The following is a 19,125-nucleotide window of genomic DNA, read 5'->3' on the forward strand; positions in this document are numbered from 1 at the left end:
GGTCGTGCCCGGCGCGTCTGCCACCGGGAACCAGCTTCGGGGGGACGACGGGCGGTTGTCCCCCGCCCGGCTGCGGGGACGCGGGCAGGAGGGCGCAGGTGCGCACCATCGCACCTGTGTGAGCTTGTCGGCCCGGGCCGGCGGGCGGGATCGTGGAGGGCATGGCCACCGATCCGAGCCTCAAGGAGCAGCTTCCCCATCCCTACGACCAGGATCTGGCGCCGGTCCTGCGGCGGCTCGACCGGCGCACCCCGCGTAGCCGTGAACGTCTCGCCAACGACCCGGTGACCGCCGCCTATCTCTGCGCCGCCATGCGTTTGGTGGAGCGCCACCTCGGGCCCGGGGCCGAGCGCACGCTGAGCGATCCGGAGGACGAGAACTCCGTCGAACGGCCGCTGACGAGCTTCCTGTCCCAGCGTGCGGTGGCCGCGGAGGTCGCCAGGAATCCGGACCCGTTCCCCCGGAGGGGAAGCGTCTCGACGATGAGGAGCACCTGGAGGTCCCACTCCGACTTCATCGCCGATCTGTTGCGCTTCGGCCTGTGGTCGCAGTACCAGCCCACGCACTGCGATGTCGTGGAAGCCGCCGATATTCTGCGGAAACTGCTGGAAGGGCCGGACTTCGTGCAGGGGGTGCAGGAACTTGGCTACTCCGACCTGGTCGGCTTGCTCTCCCGCCCCAAGTTCCGGCTGGAACTCATGGCGATCGCGGGGGCCGAGGGCGACAGGGCGGTCCGCGAGGCGCTGGCCGAGAACTTCCACGGTCTGGTGGCGCCATGGCGGGAAGTGTGCGCCGAGATTCTCAAGGCGCGGGGGCTGCGGCTTCGTCCCGGGGTGACGCTCGACCAGCTCGTCAGCATGCTGACCGCCGCGACCGAGGGCATCGCGCTGCGGGCCCTCATCGACCCCGACGTCGAGATCATCGACCACGCCGCCCGGCGTTCCCTGCTGGGGACCACGATCCTCACGCTGATCCTCGGCAGCGTCGAACGTGCCGGCGCCGGGAGCGGGCTTTCGACTGAACAGGCCGTCAACGAGTTGATCTACAAACGCGTGGACAGGTGAAGCGCCGGCTCGGTGGACGCCTGGAAATGCCAGACGACCATCGCGGGGATGTCGCCGTTGGCGGCTCTCGCCGCCTCGGGGACCAGGGCAGGCAGGCTCCAGGGGCGCTGGTCCCAGGGGGTGGTCACTTCGGCGGGGGAGGGGATCCGGTGCGGCGGGAGATCATCGGCCACGGGTCCTGCGGTGGCGCGCAGTTCCTCACAGCGTCGCGGGTGCAGGCCCGCCGCGAGCGCGGCGCGTAGGTAGTCGCCGATCGAGTGGCGGTGACTCATGATCCGCACCGGCCGGCCGTCGCCTCGGTACATGCGGGGAACCATCCCGCGCGCGACGCCCTCGGCATGCATGTCCGAGATCACCAGATGTCCTCCCGGGCGTAGGACCCTGGCGAACTCCGCCATCACGGGCCGGAGCGAAGGGACGTGCGTGAGCGCGAGGGAGCAGACGACGACGTCGACGGCGCCACCCGGTATCGGGAGATCATTGAGGTCGCCGACGAGGTACTCGCCCCCTGGCACGCGCTCCCGCGCCCTGGCGAGCATGTCCGCGGAGCTGTCAATGCCGAGGACCCGGTACCCGCGTGCCGCCAGTGACGCGGCGACCCGGCCGGTGCCGCAGGCGGCGTCCAGGGCGACCCCGGCGGGGAGCGTGTCCAGGATTTCCCCGACGACCGGCTCGTCGAGGTCGAACGCCGCGTTGGGGCCGTCGTAGGTCGCCGACCAGATCCGGTAACCCTCGGCCGTGCCGACCTCGGCGACCTCCACGGCGGCCATGGTCAAGTGTTCGTCGTCGAGCAATCTGCGGATGTCCGAGAGGCGCGCGTCGACGAACTCGCGGTCGAATTCCCCGGCGAAGGCGCGCATCAGGGCGATGCCCTCCACGCCGAGCAGGTAGGCCAGCGGATGCTCGTGGACCATGCCGCGAGGCTAATCATTCGGTCTGCGCGGGCGCCATCGAATTAGCCCGGCCAGCGGGTATGGGGATGGCGCGGCTGTACTTCCACGGTGCTCGGCTCCGGCGGGCAGAGGACGTGACGAGGGTGTACGTCGTCGGCTACGCCTGACTATCCGTCAACGGGTCGCCTCCGACAGGTGAGCCTCGGGTGGCAACTTGTGTGGCTTCAACGTGAAGCCGGGCAATGTAAATGATATGGCTCGCCCGGGACATAGCGCTTCCATTCCCGCTGGGTAAACCCGCGGCTTGCAATCCCACAAACGGTTCGCAGGAGGTCTTTCGGCATGCCGGCACTCCATGTCCGCACCGTCCGATCGGCCCCTGTGGTGGCCAGGAGGGTGCCGTCGGGGCTGAACACCGCGTCGGACACCGACTCGGTGTGCCCGGTCAATGGTGGGCCGAGTTGTTCGCCGGTAGCTGCGTCCCAGATCCGCACCGTGTGGTCGCGCCCTGCTGTGACGAGGTAAGTGCCGTCGGGGCTGTAGGCCACCGAGTACACCTCACCGGTGTGGCCCGTCAGTGGTGGGCCGAGTTGTTCGCCGGTGGCCGCCTCCCACACTCGTACGGTGTGATCGCGCCCCGCGGTGGCCAGGTGGGTGCCGTCGGGACTGTAGGCCACCGAGTACACCCAGTGATTGTGGCCGGTCAGCTTGGTGGTCTGTGCGCCGGTGGCCGCGTCCCAGATCCGCACCGTGTGGTCGTGCCCGGTGCTGGCCAGGAACGCGCCGTCGGGGCTGAACGCCACATCGGACACTGAGTCGGTGTGGCCCAGCAGCGGTGTGCCCCGTTGTTTGGCTGTGGTCGCGTCCCAGATCCGTATTGTGCCGTCGAGCCCGGTGGTGGCCATCAGGGTGCCGTTGGGGCTGAACGTCACGGAGGTGACCGCGTCGGTGTGGCCGGTGAGTGGCGGGCCGAGTTGTTCACCGGTGGCCGTATCCCACATCCGTACCGTGCGATCATGCCCTGCGGTGGCCAGGCGGGTGCCGTCGGGACTGAACGCCACCGAATACACTTTGCCGGCGTGGCCGGTCAGTGGTTCACCGCGTTGCTTGGCGGTGGTCGTATCCCAGATACGCACCGTGCCGTCGTCGGCCGTGGTGGCCAGGCGCGTACCGTCGGGGCTGTAAGCCACTGAGTGCACCCAGCCGGTGTGGCCGCGCAGTGGCGCGCTGTGCTGCCTCCCGATGGCGGCGTCCCAAATCCGTACCGTGCCGTCTCCCCCGGCGGTGGCAAGGTGGGTGCCGTCGGGGCTGTAGGCCACTGAGTGCACCCAGCGGGTGTGGCCGGTCAGCGGTGGATCGAGTCGTTCGCCGGTGGCCGTGTCCCAGATCCGCACCGTATGGTCATCTCCTGCGCTGGCCAGGTGGCTGCCGGCAGGGCTGTATGTCACCGACCGCACCTCGCCGTTATGGCCGGTTAGTGGTGCGCCGCGTTGTCTGCCGGTGGCGGGGTCCCAGATTCGCACTGTGCCGTCTTCTCCGGCGGTGGCCAGGTGGGTGCCGTCGGGGCTGTAGGCGGCCGAGTAGACATCGCCGGTGTGGCCTGTCAGTGGTGCGCCGACCGGTTCCCTGCTCGCTGCGTTCCAGATTCGCACCGTGCGGTCGCGCCCTGCGGTGGCCAGGTGGGTGCCGTCAGGACTGTAGGCCACCGAGTACACCCAGCCGTTATGGCCGGTTAGTGGTGCGCCGTGTTGCTTGCCGGTGGCGGGGTCCCAGAATCGCACTGTGCCGTCTTCTCCGGCGGTGGCCAGGTGGGTGCCGTCGGGGCTGTAGGCGGCTGAGTAGACATTGCCGGTGTGGCCTGTCAGTGGTGCGCCGACCGGTTCCTTGGTGGCCGCGTTCCAGATTCGCACTGTGCCGTTTTCTCCGGCGGTGGCCAGGTGGGTGCCGTCAGGACTGTAGGTCACCGACTGCACCTCGCCGTTATGGCCGGTTAGTGGTGCGCCGTGTTGCTTGCCGGTGGCGGGGTCCCAGATTCGCACTGTGCCGTCTTCTCCGGCGGTGGCCAGGTGGGTGCCGTCGGGGCTGTAGGCGGCCGAGTACACCTCGCCGGTGAGGCCGGTGAATATCGCACGTGTGGGTTGGCCGAGCAGCAGTTCGGCCATGGCAGCCCGGGCCTCGCCGGTGGGGGCGATGGCCCATGCCGCGGCGGCGAGTCGTGCTGCCACGACTGGGTCGTCGGGTACGGATCGGCTGTGGACGGCGGTGCCGCGGCTCAGCGCCTGGGCGCTCTGCCGGGCGGCGACTTGGCCGAAGCGGACGGCAGCCACCGCGGTGACGAGGGCGATCACCAGCAGTCCTGCCAGCGTGGTGAACAGAGCCTGCAAGCGGCGCCGGGTTCGGGTGGCGACCCTGTTGCCGGCGCGCAGAAACGCGTCAGCGGGGACGTGCAGGCTGAGGCCGGGGTAACGGCCGGGCTCGGCCTGCCAGCGCGTGGCCGCGCTGGTGGCGTTCTCCAGCCGGATCCCCCGGTAGAGGAACGAGGGGTCGCGGCCGCGCTGGTTCCATTCGGTCGCGTCTTTCATGATTTGCCCATGCACCACGCGGTCGGTGTGCTCGTCGGCCAGCCACTCCCGTAGACGAGGCCACGCGGTCACCAATACATCGTGGGCGATCTCGATCGTCCCCGTCCCCACTGCCTGCTGAACGTCCGATGGCGCGGGAGCGGTGACGGCGACGCCGGACGTGTGCTCCGCCGGCGGCCCGGCCGGCATGAGCAGCGGTGAGCCGGGCCCGGTGACCATCAGCCGGGCGGTTGTGAACACCTCCACGATCTGCCGGGTCGACCCGGGCTCGTGTGGCGCGCACAGAGTCTCCAGTTCGCCGGAGGGCACACGGCGCCGGGTGACCTGCCCGTCGGCGCCGATGGCCGTCAGCGTCAGGATAAGCCGCCGGGCGAGCTGCTGCTGTTCGGGGCTGAGGGACGCGTAGGTATCTTCGGCGGTGGCGACGACGGCGGTGGCAACGCCGCCGGAGCGGTCGTAGCCGTGCCGGGTCAGCCGCCCACTCTCCCGGTTGGCCCAGGTACGGACCATCGCCATCGACAGCAGCGGCAACGCCCCCGCCGCCCCGGCGCCGTCGGGGGCTTGTCCGGCTGGGACGTGCAAATGCCCGGAGAGCTCTCGGACCATCTGCTCGGCCAGGCCGTCTTCGACCTCCAGCCCTGCGGCTGCGGCCGGGCCGGTGATCGCCCGCTGCAGTTCGTGCTCGCTCATCGGGCCCAATACGAACAGCCGCTCCTGCAACGCTTGTGCGAGCATCGGATGTGCGGCGCACCGGTCGACGAAATCGCCGCGCACCGCGACCACCACGACCCCGGGTGGAGAACTGGCCGTCGGCCCCCCGGCCATGCGCCCAGACCGGACATCTGGCATGGTCCAGTCCGACGGGCTGTCGCTGGTAGTGATCGCGTGTAGCGCGGCTAGGAACGCCTTCGCTTCTTCGGCATGCCGGTGCCAAGCCAAGGTGAACAATTCCTCGAACTGGTCGACAACCATAATCAAACGTTCGGAGAGCGTGTCAAGTCCGCCTTCCTGACGGCGGCGGATCTGCTCGGCGGTGAGCACCTGTCGGGCCCGTGCCCGAGCGTGGACCGGATCGGCGCGTAGCTCGCGCAGCACCACATCGGGGTCGGCGCCGCACCGCACCGCCAGGTGCAGCGCCAGTTCCTGCAGTGGCCGCGGCCCGGGCGTGAAGCTTACCTGCGGCCATGTCGCGCCGTCTCGTCCATCATTCGGCCCCGGGAGCGGCGGGGGATACGTGTGGCCGGGAATGGCCAGGGCAGGCAGCAGCCCGGCGTGCAGCAACGAGGACTTGCCCGCACCGGACGCACCGGTGACGACGATCAAACCGTTCTCGCGCCGGGTGGTCACCATCGCAGTGAGCTGTGCGGTGGCCAGGCCCCGACCGTAGAACACCCCCGTTTCAGCCAGACCGAACGGTGCCAGCCCCTGATAGGGACAGCCACCCGTCCATCCCGCCCCGGCCTCAGGATGGAGTGTCGGCGCCGGTCCTGCGGGGGACAGGCGGCCGCTCAGCTGGCTCAGCTTGTCGCGCATCACCATAAGCAGGGCGATTTGCCGCTGAGCTTGTGCACGGTCCAGGCGATGCTCGGCGTCCTGGCGATACAGCGTCCGTTGGACCTGATTCATCGCCACGTCCAGCCGACCGAGAAACGGGGCGAACACTGCCATCTGTCGGCCGAGCTCGTCGAAACCTGCCGCCATTTCCTCCAGCAGGTGGGCGTCACCGCAGGCGATCGCCTCGCCGATCACCACCTGGATCGCTTGCACCTCCGACAGCACCCCGGCCAGGGTCTGCGCCAACGCGTCGGCGCGGGTGTCGCTGGCGTCGAGGGCCTGCTCAAGGCGCTGGGCGAGTTCATAAGTCACCCGGTCCAGCTCATCTGGCGGGTCCATGGCTTGGTGGCGGTCACCGGCGGCAGCGGACCCGTGCCTGTCAGATGGTTGGTCTCTGCGCGAGCCGGGCCGGGTTCGCGTGCGGGCTCGTGCGGCCGTCAGAGCTGCGTTGATGACATCTGACAGCACATTGGCCCCGACGGAAGAGACAACACCGATCCCGGCGAGGGCCACGGCGGGGCCCGGCTCGGCTAGAGCCAGCGGGGCGAGCGCGCTTGCGCACAGTCCGGCCAGCATCGCTCGCGGCGTTGCCCACGCGGCTCCGCGCGTCGACAATGCGGCGGCCTGCCGTACCCAGCCACGCGCGCCGTCTTGTGCGGCCGTGACCCGGTCCGGCCCCACACCGTCGGCGCCAGGCGGCGACGGTGTGGGGCGCTGATCCCCTGGTGTGCCCAAACGCTGCTCCTGCTCCTTGCGTCGGCCGCACCTGACACCGTGAACCGCTGGCAGCCAGGTAGCGCCCCGGCACTGTGGCGGTCCACGTTGTTATCGGCCTGATGACTCCGAGCGCTACTTGAAGTCGGTGTGTCGCTCCCTGCGACAGGCAGGAATGGAGTCCTCGGAGGAGTGAAACGTTCACTGGCTTGGCGGAACTGAGCAGTGGGGCAGCAGGCCGGGCCGGGGGCGGGGGAGACCGGGCGGGGGTGGGCCTTGCCGGGGGGCGTTGAGAACGTTTCACTCCGGCTTGAGTGGAGTGTTACATCGCGTACCGCGAAGGGTGAGGGTTGTTTCCGCGCCTTCGGTGGGCGGGCGTCGGTGCTGCGGGACCGTGGGTGTTCGGCTCGCGGTGGGGAAAGCGCTTTCCGTGGAGGCGGGATGGGCACTGGCAGAGTACTGGCGGGAGTCCTCGCGGTCGTGGTCGCGTTGGCGGGCTGTGGGGGGAGTGGCGACGGCGGTGGTGCGGGGGCGGTGACGATCCGGTTCGCCTGGTGGGGGAGTGACCAGCGGGCGAAGATCACCAATGAGGCGGTGAAGCTGTTCATGGCCAAGAACCCGGGGATCAAGGTCGTGACCAGCACCGCCATCTATGACGCGTACTTCCAGAAGCTCGCGACCGAGACGGCCGGCGGCAACGCGCCCGATGTGATGCAGATGAGCGACCGGCATCTGCAGGACTACGCGGCGCGGGGCGTCGTGCTGGATCTGCGGCCCCATGAAGGCAAGGAGATCCGGACGGACGGGCTCAAGAAGGAGGTCATGGGGCTCGGCACCTTGGGGGACAAGCTGTACGGGCTGCCGCTCGGGCAGACGGCGATGGTCATGGTGTACGACCCGGTGCTCTGGGAGAAGGCGGGCGCGGAGAAGCCCGAGCTCGGGTGGACATGGGACGACTACTTCGAAGCGGCGAAGAAGGTGTCCGACCACACCGGCAGGAAGGTGTACGGCGCCAGCGACTTCGGCGGCATCGAGTCGTGGTTCAAGGTGTGGTTGTCGCAGCAGGGCAAGGGGCTGTACGCCCCGGACGGCAGCCTGGGCTACACCGAGCAGGACGTCGTGCGGTGGTGGGAGATGGCCACCCGGTTCCGCAAGGCGGGGGCCGTCACCCCGGGGGAGATCACCGCGGTGAACCCGGCGGGCAGCCCGGTGGCGCGCAAGCTGTCGGCGTCGGAGTTCCAGCCGGACTCCACGGTCGCGCCCGACGCCTGGAAAGCCTTCGACAACGACTACGCGCTGGCCCCGCCGCCCCAGGTGGGCGCCGACCCTGGGCTGTACGGCGAGCCGCCCATGCTGCTCAGCGTGTCCGCCAGGACCAAGCAGCGGGCCGCGGCGCTGAAGCTCGCCGACTTCGTCGTCAACGACCCCGAGGCCGCCAAGATCCTCGGCATGTCCCGCGGCCTGCCCGCCAACCTGGCCAACCGCGCCGCGATCGCCCCCACGCTGACCGGCGCCTGGAAGCAGGTGTACGCGTACGAGGAGCTGATCGCCGGCAAGGTCAAGACCGGCCCGCCCGCACCGCCCAAGGGCGCGGGCACCCTGTTCACGCTGTTCGACAAGTACTACCAGGAGGTCATGTACGACAGGGCCGCCCCGGCCGACGCCGCCAGGCGCTACTACGCCGAGGCCCGGCAGGTCCTCGCCGGATGACGCGGCCGTCCACGCCGGAGCGGACGCGTCCCGCGCACGCCCCGGCCGCGGCTCCCTACGGTGAGCGCTCCCGTGTGGCGTACCTGTTCCTGTCGCCGTGGATCGCGGGCGCGGCGCTGCTGACCGTGGGCCCGATGCTCGCCTCGCTGTACCTGTCGTTCACGGACTACGACCTGTTCACCTCCCCGGAGTTCACCGGGCTGGAGAACTACCGCAGGCTGTTCACCGAGGACCCCCACTTCCTCGCCGCGGTGTGGGCGACGGTGCGGTACGTGGTGTTGTCGGTGCCGGTGCAGCTCGTGGCGGCGCTCGCCGTGGCCGTGCTGCTGAACCGGGCGAGCCGCATGCAGGGTTTCTACCGCTCGGCCTTCTACGCGCCGTCCCTGCTCGGCGCGAGCGTGGCGGTCGCCCTGGTCTGGCGGGCGCTCTTCTCCGCCGGCGGGGCCGCCGACCGGGTGTTGTCGCTGGTCGGCATCCGCACCGGAGGCTGGGTCACCGATCCGGACCTGGCGCTGCTGGTGCTGGTGCTGCTCGGCATCTGGCAGTTCGGCGCCCCCATGGTGATCTTCCTGGCGGGTCTCAAGCAGATCCCCCCGGAGCTGTACGACGCGGCGGCGGTGGACGGCGCCGGCCGGTGGCGGCGGTTCCTGTCGATCACCCTGCCCATGCTCTCCCCGGTGATCTTCTTCAACCTGGTGCTGGACACGATCCGCGCCTTCCAGGTCTTCAACGCGGCGTTCATCGTCAGCAGCGGCACCGGCGGCCCGGGTGACTCCACCCTCTTCTACACCCTGTACCTGTGGCAGAAGGGCTTCGTCGACTTCAGGATGGGTTACGCCTCGGCGATGGCCTGGCTGCTGCTGGCCGGCATCGCGCTGGTCACCCTGCTGATCTTCAGATCGGCCCGCTCCTGGGTCCACTACGGAGGTGAGGAGCGGTGACGCGGCGCGTCCTGTGGCACGTGGCGCTGCTCGCCGCGCTGGCGGCGATGCTCTACCCGCTCGTGTGGCTGGTGGCCGGCTCGCTCAAACCGGGGGAACGCATCGCGTCCACCGTCGGCCTGTGGGCCGGGTCGCTGACCCTGGACAACTACGCCGCCCTGTTCGCCCCTGCCGACACCCCGGTCTGGCGGTACTTCCTCAACTCCACGCTCGTGGCCGGCGGCGCGGTGCTCGGCAACGTGCTGACCTGCTCGCTGGCGGCCTACGCGTTCGCACGGCTGAGGTTCCGGCTGCGTACCCCCATGTTCGCGTTCATGCTGGCCACCATCATGCTGCCCCAGCACGTCGTGCTGATCCCGCAGTACACGATCTTCCAGCGGCTCGGCATGGTGGACACCTTCTGGCCGCTGGTGCTGCCCAAGTTCCTCGCCACCGACGCGTTCTTCGTCTTCCTGATGGTGCAGTTCATCCGGCAGCTCCCGCGCGAGCTGGACGAGGCGGCGCGCATCGACGGCTGCGGCCCGCTGCGCATCTTCCTGCACATCACCCTGCCGCTCATCAAGCCCGCCATGATCACCACGGCGATCTTCACGTTCATCTGGACCTGGAACGACTTCTTCACCCAGCTCATCTACCTGTCGTCCCCCGACAGGCTCACGGTGCCGCCGGCGCTGCGCATGTTCGTGGACCTCCAGGAGAGCGCCGCCTCGTTCGGCCCGATGTTCGCCCTGTCGGTGCTCTCGCTCGTGCCGATCCTGCTGTTCTTCGCCGCCTTCCAGCGTTTCCTCGTGCAGGGCCTCGCCACCTCGGGGCTGAAGGGATGAGCCGCCTCACCCTGCTGTCGGAGTCGCTCCTGCTCGGGGTGCTGGTGTTCCTCGCGTCGCTCCCGCTGGTCACCGTGTTCGCCGCGGTGACCGCCGGGTGCGCGCTGCTGCGTGACGCCGGTCAGGGGGTGGGGGTGCGGCCGTACGCCCGCCACCTGCGCGCCGTCGCCAGGTCCGGGCCGCCGGTGTTCGCCGCGCCGCTCGTGCCCGGCCTGCTGCTGCCGCTCCACTGGGTGGCGGCCGGGGCCGGGCTGCCGGGCGGCGAGGTGTACGCCGCGGCGGTCCCGCCGCTGGCCGTGGCCGCCGCCGCGCTCGCGCTGCGGTGCGCCGGCGCCTGGCGTCCCGGGGCGGGCTGGCCCCGGGTGCTGCGCACCGCGCTCCGGGCCGACCTGTACGGCACGGCGCTGCTGGCCATGGCGGTGGCCGCGGCCGTGGTCGTCTGCTCGGTCTTCCCCGTCGTCACCCCGCTGGCCCTCGGCCAGCTCGTCCTCGCCGCCGCCGCCGTGGACGCCCGGCCGTCCGCGCCGCACGCCCGCGGAACCCGGCGCTGATCGCCGGGCCGGGGCCGCTCAGGCAGACGGTTCGTCTTCGCGTGCGGAGATGCTGAGCAGCGGGATGACCAGGACGAAACGGGCACCGGTGGGGCTGTCCTCCAGGGAGAGGGTGCCGTTGTGGCGCTGGGCGATCTCGCGGGCGATCGCGAGGCCGAGGCCGGTGCCCTGCTGGTCCTTGGCGCGGCCCGCGGGCAGGCGGGTGAAGCGCTGGAAGACGATCTCGCGTTGCTCGCTGGCGATGCCCTCGCCGTCGTCGATGACCTCCATGACGGCTTTGCCGTTCTCGTGGCGCACCAGGATGGTGACCGTCGAGACGGCGTGGCGTTCGGCGTTGTCGAGCAGGTTGGTGAGCAGGCGGGCCAGTTGCAGGCGGTCGCCGCTGACGACCACGCCGGTCTCCAGGCCGAGGACGACGCGGCGGCGCCTCGCGCGGTGGTTCAGCTCGGTGCGCACCAGCTCGGCCAGGTCGATGTAGCCACGGACGATGCGCTCGCCGGCGTCAAGGCGGGCGATGAGGAGCAGGTCGGTGACGATGGCCTGCAGGCGGTCCAGGCTGGACATCAGGGCCTCGCCGGTCTTCACCCAGTCGGTGTCGGCGGGGTGCAGCAGGCCCTCCTCCACCTGGGCGCGCATCGCGGTGAGAGGGCTGCGCAGGTCGTGGGAGGCGTCGGAGGCGAAGCGGCGCTGGCGTTCCACCGACTGGCGCAGCTTGTCCAGGGTGATGTTGACGCTGTCGGCGAGGTCGCCGATCTCCTCGCGGGGTGTCGGCGCGGCGAGGCCCCAGGACGGCTCTCCAGCGGTGACCTCGGCCAGTTTGACCCGGACGGCGTCCACGGGACGCAGGATCCGCCGGATGAAGCGCTGTGCCCCGTACGCGGCGGTGCCGGTGACGGCGATGGACCCCAGGGTCAGCAGGGAGAGAAGCCACGGGCTGACGTACCACGGGACGGCGTGGTCGGCGCCGTAGACCAGCACGTCGCCCTCCACCCGGGGGAAGCGTGTCACGACCACGAGGGCGCACCCGCCGCGGAAGCCGGCGGGGTCGCACACCTCGGCCGACTTCATCGCGTGCCCGGCCGCCGGGACCAGGCGCGCCGCCACCGTCGGCTCGCCGACCATGCGGGGGGTCGCCGAGATGATCCGGCCCGCCGCCTGGTCCAGCACCTGCACCGCGGGGATCGCCTGGATCGGCAGGACGGCGGGCAGCAGGCCGCGCTCGGCCACGTACCCGACGGTCAGCGTCGTGTCGGCGATCTTGTGTCGCAGCTCGGCGGTGGCGGTTCCGCGCACGCCGTACATGACGAGCGCGCTCGCGCCCGCGCACACCAGTGCCGTCAGGACGCCCGCGACGACCGCCACCCGCGTCCGGACGGACCAGTCGCGCCATGGCATCACCGCGCCCCCCGTGTCCGCCTCATGATCACCCTAAATGGGCATCATTCGCGGTCCCCGCAGTGAATCGGCAAGACGGCAGAAACTATGGATCAAGGACGTGCAGGGCCGAGGGGGCCTGGTTCATCGGCCGTCCTCCGGATTCCGTGCACTCCACCACGTCACCCACCCGGGCCCCGTACAGGTCGGGCACATGCACCCCCGGCGCCACGACCAGGGTCATCCCCGGCACCAGCGGCGTGCCGTCGCCGGGCGCCAGCCACGGCGCCTCCGCCGGGTCCAGCCCGATGCCGTGCCCGGTGCCGCGCGCCGCGTACGCGCCGTACCCGCACTCGTCCAGCACGGTCCACGCCGCGGCGTCGACGTCGGCGGCACTCGCCCCGGGCCGCACGGCCGCCAGCGCGGCGTCCCTCGCGGTCAGCAGCACCGCGTGCAGCGCGTCGAAGTCCTCGGGCGGCTCGGCGACGACGAACCCGCGGCTCGCCTCCGCGTGGTAGCCGCCGTACCTGGCGGTGACCCGCACCTGCACGGCGTCGCCGGGGTTGATGACCCGCACGGACGGCGTGTGGCCGGGCCGCGCGGTGTTCTCCCCGGCCGCCACCGTCACCGCGACCACGCCGGGCGCGCCGGACTCCCCGGCCAGCCGCCGCGCCATGCCCTCCTCGGTGGCGCCGTACCACGGCAGCTCCCGCGCCACGGCCAGCACCTGGTCCGCCGCCGCCGCGGCCCGGCCGATCGCGGCCACCTCGGACGGCCGTTTGCGTGCCCGCAGCGGCTCCAGCACCGCGGAGGCCAGCACCAGGTCGGCCTCCAGCCGCAGCGCGAACAGCTCACGGGCCCGCATCTCGCCGTCCACCGCCACCCGGGCCGCCCCGGCGGGCAGCAGCGCCGCCGCGTCGCCGGCGCCGGCCGCGAGCTCGGGCTGCCGGCCGGGCACCAGCACGAGGAAACCGTCCGGCTCCCACCCGGTGACGTACCGCTGGTCGGAGGACGGCCGCAGCACCATCGCGTCCAGGCCGGACTCCGCCATCCGGGCGAGGACGGCCGCGATCACCTCCGCGGTCATGCCGGCGGGTACAGCCAGCAGGACACCGGACCCGGCGCGGGCTCCTCACGGGCGCAGACGTCCATCGCCTTCGGGCAGCGCGGGTGGAACCGGCAGCCGGACGGCGGGTCGGACGGGTCGGGCACGTCCCCGGGCAGCTCCTCGGGCAGCCGGCCGAGGCCGTCGGCGGCGGGGACGGCCCGCAGCAGCGCCTCGGTGTACGGGTGCCGGGGCCGGGTCCAGACCTCCTCGGTCGGGCCGGTCTCCACGATCTTGCCGAGGTACATCACCGCGATCCGGTCGGCGATGAGGCGCACCACCGACAGGTCGTGGCTGATGAACAGCAGCCCGGCGCCCGACTCCACCGCGAGGGTGCGCATCAGCGTCGCCACCGTGGCCTGCGCGGACGCGTCCAGCGCGGAGATCGGCTCGTCCCCGATCAGCAGGGACGGCCGGGCCGCGAGCGCGCGGGCGATGGCGATGCGCTGGCGTTGCCCGCCGGAGAACTCGTGGGGGTAGCGCCCGGCCACGGAGGCGGGCAGCCCCACCCGTTCCAGCATGTCCCCGGGGGTGGTGGCCCGGTCGCCCGCCACGGCGAGGCCGTCGGCGATCTGCGCGCCGATCCGGCGCCGGGGGTTGAGGGAGGCGTAGGGGTCCTGGAACACCATCTGGATGCCCGTCAGCGCGCGGTCCCTGCGCCGCAGGCCGAGGCGGCCCACCGGGGTGCCGCCGAAGGTGACGGTGCCGCCGGTCGCCGGGGCGAGCCCGCACACCGCCCGCGCCAGCGTCGACTTCCCGCACCCGGACTCGCCGACCAGCCCCACGACCTCGCCGGCCGCCACGCCGAGGCTCGCCCCGGCCACGGCCCGCACGGCCGGGCGCCCCGGCGTCCGGTGGTCCACTACCAGTTCGTCCACGTCGAGCAGTGTCACGGGCCCTCCTGCGGCCGGGTGTCCTCGCGGGGCAGCGCGTCGAGGAGGGCGCGGGTGTAGGGGTGGCCCGGCTCGCGCAGCACGCGGGCGCGGGGCCCGGTCTCCACGACGAGGCCGTCCCGCATCACGCTCACCTCGTCGGCCACCGCCGACATGACGCCGAGGTCGTGGGTGACCAGCAGCACCGCGAGCCCCAGCTCGTCGCACAACCGCCGCAGCAGCCGCAGCACGCCGGCCTGCACGGTGACGTCCAGCGCGGTGGTCGGCTCGTCGGCGATCAGCACCCGGGGCCCGCAGGCCAGCGCGACCGCGATGGCGATGCGCTGCCGCATGCCGCCGGAGAACTGGTGGGGGTAGCGGCGCGCCGCGTCGGCGGGGGAGGGGATGCGGACCTGGGTGAGCAGGTCGACGGCCCGCGAGTGCGCCTCCGTCCGCCCGAGGCGCAGGTGGTGGCGCATGTGCTCGGTGATCTGGCGGCCGACGGTCAGCATGGGGTGCAGGCTGGTCGCCGGGTCCTGGAACACCATGGCGATCTCCCGCCCGCGCACGCGGTTCAGCTCACGAGGCGGAAGGCCGAGCAGCTCACGGTCGCCGAGCGCGATCCGTCCCGACACGCGGGCGCCGTGGGGGAGCAGCCCCAGGGTGGCGAGGCCCGTCATGGTCTTGCCCGAGCCGCTCTCACCCGCCAGGCCGTGCACCCGTCCCTGGGCGAGGGAGAGGTCCACGCCGCGCAGGATGTCGTGCCCGCCGATGGACACCTTCAGGCCCTCGATGCTCAGGGTGCTCACAGCGCACGCTCCTTGATGGCCCGCGCCGTCCGCGGGTCGAGCGCGTCCCGCAGCGTGTCGCCGAGGAAGTTGAACGCCAGCACCACGGTGAGGATGGCGAGGCCGGGGAACGTCGCCACCCACCAGCTGTCGAAGACGTCCACGCCGGAGGCCACCATGGCGCCCCACTCCGGGGACGGCGGCTTGGCGCCGAGCCCGAGGAACGACAGGCCGGACAGCAGCAGCAGCGCCGTGCCGATGTCCAGCGTGGCGAGCACCAGCACCGGGCCGGTGATGTTGGGCAGCACGTCCACCCGCAGCGACCGCCACGCGGAGAACCCGAGCAGCCGCCCGCTCAGCACGAACTCCCGCTCGCGCACCCCGAGCACCAGGCCCCGGGTGACGCGGGCGTACGCGGGCCACGCCACCACCAGCACGGCGAGCACCGCGTTGGTGAGGCTGGCGCCGAGCGCGGCGGCCACCACCATGGCGAGGATCACCGTGGGGAACGCGAACACCAGGTCCGCGAGGCGCATGATGCCCTCGCCGACCCACCGGCCGAAGTACCCGGCGCACGCGCCGAGCAGCCCGCCGATCAGCATCGACAACACCACCAGCAGCAGCGTCAACGGGATCGACACCCGGGCGCCGTACATCACCCGGGAGAGGACGTCGCGGCCGAGCTGGTCGGTGCCGAACCAGTGGCCGGGACCGGGCGCCGCGAGCCGCGGCAGGTCCTGCGCCAGCGGGTCGTGCGGCGCCAGCAGCGGCGCGGCGACCGCGACCACCAGCCACGCCAGCGCGGCCAGGGCCCCGGCGACGGCCAGCGGGCGGCGCCACGCGTCGGGGAGGCGCCCCCAGAGCCTCACGACAGCCTCACTCTCGGGTCGATCACGCCGTACAGCACGTCGACCACCAGGTTGATCAGCACGTACACCGCGCCGACCACCAGGCCGACCCCCATGACGGCCGGCAGGTCCAGCGTGGTGGCGCTCTTGTAGGCGTACTGGCCGATGCCGGGCCGGGCGAACACCGACTCCACCAGCACCGTGCCGGACAGCAGACTGCCGAACGCCAGGCCCGCGACCGTGATGATCGGCACGAGCGCCGACCGCAACACGTACCGGGACAGCACGGTGCGGCCCGGCAGGCCCTTGGCCCGCGCGGCGCGCACGTGGTCCTGCCCGAGCACCTCGAGCACCGCCGAGCGGGTGAACCGCATCAGCAGCCCGATGGTGTACGCGGCGAGCACCAGCGCCGGGGTCATCAGGTGGCCCACCGCCGAGGCGAACACGTCCCACTGGCCCGCCAGCGCGGCGTCCACGGTGAACAGGCCGGTGACCTGCGGCGGGGCGCTCATGTCCGGCGCGATGCGGCCGCTGCCCGGGGCGACGCGCAGCCGGAAGAAGAACAGGTAGAAGGCGAGCAGCGCCAGCCAGAACGTCGGCACCGAGATGCCGACCAGGCCGGCCAGCCGCAGCAGGTGGTCCGACAGGCGGTCGCGGCGCAGCGCCGCCACCACCCCGAACGCCACCCCGGCGACCAGCGACACCACGATCGCCACACCCGCCAGCTCGATGGTGGACGGCACGAACTCCGCGAGGTCGGTCAGCACCGGGCGGTGGCTCTGCTGGCTCACCCCGAGGTCGCCGCGCAGCAGCCCGCCGAGGTAGGTGAGGTACTGCGCGGGCAGCGGCTTGTCCAGGCCGTGCTCGGCGCGGAACTGCGCCACGATCGCCGGGTCGGAGAGGGCCCGCTGGCCGAGGTTGGCCGTCACCGGGTCGCCGGGCACCAGGTTGGTCAGGACGAACGTGACCAGGGTGATCCCGACGCCGAGCAGCAGCGCCGCCGCGATCCTGCGCAGCAGGAACCGTGCCAGGGGATGCCGCCGGGGGTGGGGTCACTTGGCGCCGAGCGCGGCGACATCGACCGTCCACACGGGGTGGAACTGCAGACCGGTGACCGACGGGGCGGTCACGATGTTCTGGCTCGGCTGGATCAGCGGCACGAACGGGCCGGTCGCGTTCAGCCGGGCCTGGATGTCGGCGTACAGCGGCTTGCGGGCGTCGTCGCCGATGGTGGTGGCGGCCTTGTCGCCGATCGCCTCCAGCTCCTTGTCGGCCCCGGCCTTCCAGCCGGCCCGCAGGCCGACGGTCTTGCCGGGCAGGAACACCAGGTAGTCGGTCGGGTCGGGGTAGTCGGGACCCCAGTACCACAGGCCGAGTTCCTCCTTGCCGTTGCGGTAGTTCTCCAGCGCGGTCGCCACCGGCGCGGGCGCCAGCTCGACCGTGACGCCGACCTCCTTGAGGTTGGCCTGGATGCGCTCGGCGATCGGCTGGAACGACAGGCCCTGCAGGGTCAGGTCGCTCGGGTACTCCAGCGTCACCGTGGGGTTGCTGACACCGGACGCGGCGACCGCGGCCTTGGCGCCCTCGACGTCCCGCTGGACCGCCTGGTCGGGGGGCAGCGCGCCGAGCAGCATCGTCGGGATGACGCCGGGGGCCTGCACCGAGCCCTCACCGGCCAGCTCGAGCAGGCCCTGGTAGTCGATGCCCTTGCGGATCGCCTCGACGATCTTGGGGTTGGTGGTGACCTTGCTCACCGCCGGGTCCTGGTTGGTGAGCAGGAAGACGACGTTCGCGGACGCGGTCTTCAGCGTCGTGTAGTCCGCGCCGATCGTCTTGATCTGGTCGCCGGACAGGTCCAGCGCCACCTGGCTGTCGCCGCGCTGCACGTTGAGCTTCTGCGTGGCCGACTCGACGTTGCGCAGCACCACCTTGGTGTACGTCGGCTTGTCCGGGCCCCAGTACTTGGGGTTGGCGGTCAGCACGACCTGCGACTGCGCGTTGAACGACTCCAGCTGGTACGGCCCGGAGCCCGCCGACTTGCCGTTGAGGTAGGTCTCCGCCTTGTCGGACTCGTCACCCGTGCCGCCGTTCGCCTTGACGACCTTGGAGTTGAGGATGCCGAGTGCCGGGTTCGGCAGGATGAACGGCAGCGCCGGGTTGGCGGCCTTCGAGGTGAGCGTGACCGTCGTCTCGTCGGTCTTGGTCACCTCCACGCCGTCCAGCAGGAACGACGGGTTGCCCTTCATGTCCCGCACCCGGTTCAGGGAGAACACCACGTCGTCCGCGGTGACCGGGGAGCCGTCGGAGAACGTCGCGCCCTGGCGCAGCTTCAGCGTCAGGGTCCTGCCGTCCTCGGACTGCTCGTAGGACTCGGCGAGGGACGGGACCGGCTTGGTCACGTCGGAGCCCTCGAAGGTCAGCAACGTGTCGTAGAGGGCCTTGCCGACGATCAGGCCGGTCGGCTCGTAGTTGCGGCCGGGGTCGGCGGTCTTGAGCGTGAAGGAGGCGTCGACGACCAGCGTCTTGGCCGCAGGGGCGCTCTGCCCGCTCTGCGCCGGGCTGGAGCCGCCGCCGCAGGCGGCGAGGGAGAGGGCGCCGGCGAGCAGGACCGGCAGCAGAGCCGCCCTTGCCTGCCACGCCGCCCGGCGCCGCGAAGGGGTCGCCATTCTGGTCCTCCGGAATTGAGCTGTCTGGACGATTGTTGGCGTGTCGTCCAGGATTGTGCGGGGAAACGTCCGGTTCGCGGCATCAGAGCGAGACGGATCTATCGGATGGGGTTCAGGTATGACCGAAATGTCAGGTGGGTCATCACGTGGGGGCGGGCTCGCTGGACGTATCGGCATCGGGCTGCAACTCGACACGATCCACATGAAGATCCTGCAAGTGCTCCGCGAGAACGGCCGCATCTCCGTCGCCGCCCTGGCCGAACGGGTGGGCATCTCCCGCGCCAGCGCCTACACCCGTTTCGAGGCCCTGCGCGCCGACGGCGTCATCAAACGCTTCACCGCCGAGGTCGACCACGTCCGCGCCGGCCTCGGCATCACCGCCCTGGTCTTCGTCACCGTCCGCCAGCAGATGTGGAAACAGTTCCGCGCCCAGCTGGCCCAGATGCCCGAGGTCGAGTACTGCGCCATCACCACCGGCCAGCACGACGCCATGATCCAGATCCGCATGCCCGACGTGGCGAGCGTCCACGCCCTGGTGACAGAACGCCTGGCCGGCATCCCCGCCGTCAAAGCCACCGAGACGGTCTTCATCCTCGACGAGGTCCTGAAACGCCCCTACGTCCTCCCCTCCGACCGCAC

At 71.4% G+C, this 19,125-nt stretch carries 15 protein-coding genes; 6 read left to right on the forward strand and 9 right to left on the reverse strand.

The window, feature by feature from the left end:
- Positions 1–161 precede the first annotated feature (161 nt).
- Positions 162–1,064 (forward strand): hypothetical protein, encoded by a 903-nt coding sequence (locus ABGB17_RS27315; RefSeq protein WP_347634508.1) that lies wholly within the window; start codon positions 162–164, stop codon positions 1,062–1,064.
- On the opposite strand, the gene ABGB17_RS27320 is transcribed toward ABGB17_RS27315, so the two are convergent.
- The gene (locus ABGB17_RS27320; RefSeq protein ID WP_347634510.1) at positions 1,043–1,978 is read right to left on the reverse strand and encodes a class I SAM-dependent methyltransferase; all 936 of its coding nucleotides are present in this window, start codon (positions 1,976–1,978) and stop codon (positions 1,043–1,045) included. The genes ABGB17_RS27315 and ABGB17_RS27320 overlap by 22 nt on opposite strands.
- A gap of 203 nt (positions 1,979–2,181) precedes the next feature.
- Entirely contained in the window at positions 2,182–6,405 is a 4,224-nt protein-coding gene (locus tag ABGB17_RS27325; protein ID WP_347634512.1) for a hypothetical protein, read from the reverse strand.
- An 843-nt stretch (positions 6,406–7,248) separates the two neighbouring features.
- Here ABGB17_RS27325 and ABGB17_RS27330 point away from each other — a divergent pair.
- The 4 genes from ABGB17_RS27330 to ABGB17_RS27345 are packed head-to-tail and all read left to right on the forward strand — an operon-like array spanning position 7,249 to position 10,833.
- Entirely contained in the window at positions 7,249–8,517 is a 1,269-nt protein-coding gene (locus tag ABGB17_RS27330; RefSeq protein ID WP_347634514.1) for an extracellular solute-binding protein, read from the forward strand.
- Positions 8,514–9,458 carry a sugar ABC transporter permease gene (locus ABGB17_RS27335; RefSeq protein ID WP_347634516.1) on the forward strand — a complete coding sequence of 315 codons (945 nt, stop codon included), beginning with the start codon at positions 8,514–8,516 and terminating at the stop codon, positions 9,456–9,458. Before ABGB17_RS27330 ends, ABGB17_RS27335 begins: the two co-directional genes overlap by 4 nt.
- Entirely contained in the window at positions 9,455–10,282 is an 828-nt protein-coding gene (locus ABGB17_RS27340; RefSeq protein WP_347634518.1) for a carbohydrate ABC transporter permease, read from the forward strand. Before ABGB17_RS27335 ends, ABGB17_RS27340 begins: the two co-directional genes overlap by 4 nt.
- Positions 10,279–10,833 carry a hypothetical protein gene (locus ABGB17_RS27345; RefSeq protein ID WP_347634520.1) on the forward strand — a complete coding sequence of 185 codons (555 nt, stop codon included), beginning with the start codon at positions 10,279–10,281 and terminating at the stop codon, positions 10,831–10,833. The genes ABGB17_RS27340 and ABGB17_RS27345 overlap by 4 nt, the downstream gene beginning before the upstream one ends.
- Before the next feature lie 18 nt (positions 10,834–10,851).
- On the opposite strand, the gene ABGB17_RS27350 is transcribed toward ABGB17_RS27345, so the two are convergent.
- From ABGB17_RS27350 to ABGB17_RS27380, 7 genes are all read right to left on the reverse strand, one after another.
- Entirely contained in the window at positions 10,852–12,228 is a 1,377-nt protein-coding gene (locus ABGB17_RS27350) for a HAMP domain-containing sensor histidine kinase (protein ID WP_347634522.1), read from the reverse strand.
- A gap of 85 nt (positions 12,229–12,313) precedes the next feature.
- Positions 12,314–13,294 carry a M24 family metallopeptidase gene (locus ABGB17_RS27355; protein WP_347634524.1) on the reverse strand — a complete coding sequence of 327 codons (981 nt, stop codon included), beginning with the start codon at positions 13,292–13,294 and terminating at the stop codon, positions 12,314–12,316.
- Positions 13,291–14,205 (reverse strand): ABC transporter ATP-binding protein, encoded by a 915-nt coding sequence (locus tag ABGB17_RS27360; RefSeq protein WP_347634526.1) that lies wholly within the window; start codon positions 14,203–14,205, stop codon positions 13,291–13,293. The genes ABGB17_RS27355 and ABGB17_RS27360 overlap by 4 nt, the downstream gene beginning before the upstream one ends.
- Complete coding sequence (locus ABGB17_RS27365; protein ID WP_347634528.1) at positions 14,202–14,993, reverse strand: ABC transporter ATP-binding protein; 792 nt, start codon at positions 14,991–14,993, stop codon at positions 14,202–14,204. The genes ABGB17_RS27360 and ABGB17_RS27365 overlap by 4 nt, the downstream gene beginning before the upstream one ends.
- Positions 14,990–15,841: an ABC transporter permease gene (locus ABGB17_RS27370; protein ID WP_347634530.1), complete on the reverse strand. Its 852-nt coding sequence runs from the start codon at positions 15,839–15,841 to the stop codon at positions 14,990–14,992. Before ABGB17_RS27370 ends, ABGB17_RS27365 begins: the two co-directional genes overlap by 4 nt.
- Complete coding sequence (locus tag ABGB17_RS27375; protein WP_347634538.1) at positions 15,838–16,851, reverse strand: ABC transporter permease; 1,014 nt, start codon at positions 16,849–16,851, stop codon at positions 15,838–15,840. The genes ABGB17_RS27370 and ABGB17_RS27375 overlap by 4 nt, the downstream gene beginning before the upstream one ends.
- Positions 16,852–16,872: 21 nt before the next feature.
- Complete coding sequence (locus ABGB17_RS27380) at positions 16,873–18,486, reverse strand: ABC transporter substrate-binding protein (RefSeq protein WP_347634532.1); 1,614 nt, start codon at positions 18,484–18,486, stop codon at positions 16,873–16,875.
- A gap of 202 nt (positions 18,487–18,688) precedes the next feature.
- Here ABGB17_RS27380 and ABGB17_RS27385 point away from each other — a divergent pair.
- Positions 18,689–19,125, forward strand: a 437-nt coding sequence (locus ABGB17_RS27385) for an Lrp/AsnC family transcriptional regulator (protein ID WP_347634534.1), incomplete at its 3' end; no start/stop codon positions are given.

It is taken from the genome of Sphaerisporangium sp. B11E5 (assembly GCF_039871875.1).
Taxonomy (GTDB): domain Bacteria; phylum Actinomycetota; class Actinomycetes; order Streptosporangiales; family Streptosporangiaceae; genus Sphaerisporangium.

Coding starts and splice junctions, on each gene's coding strand:
- ABGB17_RS27315 (WP_347634508.1), top strand. CDS start 162: ATGGCCACCGATCCGAGCCTCAAGGAGCAGCTTCCCCATCCCTACGAC.
- ABGB17_RS27320 (WP_347634510.1), bottom strand. CDS start 1,978: ATGGTCCACGAGCATCCGCTGGCCTACCTGCTCGGCGTGGAGGGCATC.
- ABGB17_RS27330 (WP_347634514.1), top strand. CDS start 7,249: ATGGGCACTGGCAGAGTACTGGCGGGAGTCCTCGCGGTCGTGGTCGCG.
- ABGB17_RS27335 (WP_347634516.1), top strand. CDS start 8,514: ATGACGCGGCCGTCCACGCCGGAGCGGACGCGTCCCGCGCACGCCCCG.
- ABGB17_RS27345 (WP_347634520.1), top strand. CDS start 10,279: ATGAGCCGCCTCACCCTGCTGTCGGAGTCGCTCCTGCTCGGGGTGCTG.
- ABGB17_RS27350 (WP_347634522.1), bottom strand. CDS start 12,228: ATGCCATGGCGCGACTGGTCCGTCCGGACGCGGGTGGCGGTCGTCGCG.
- ABGB17_RS27355 (WP_347634524.1), bottom strand. CDS start 13,294: ATGACCGCGGAGGTGATCGCGGCCGTCCTCGCCCGGATGGCGGAGTCC.
- ABGB17_RS27380 (WP_347634532.1), bottom strand. CDS start 18,486: ATGGCGACCCCTTCGCGGCGCCGGGCGGCGTGGCAGGCAAGGGCGGCT.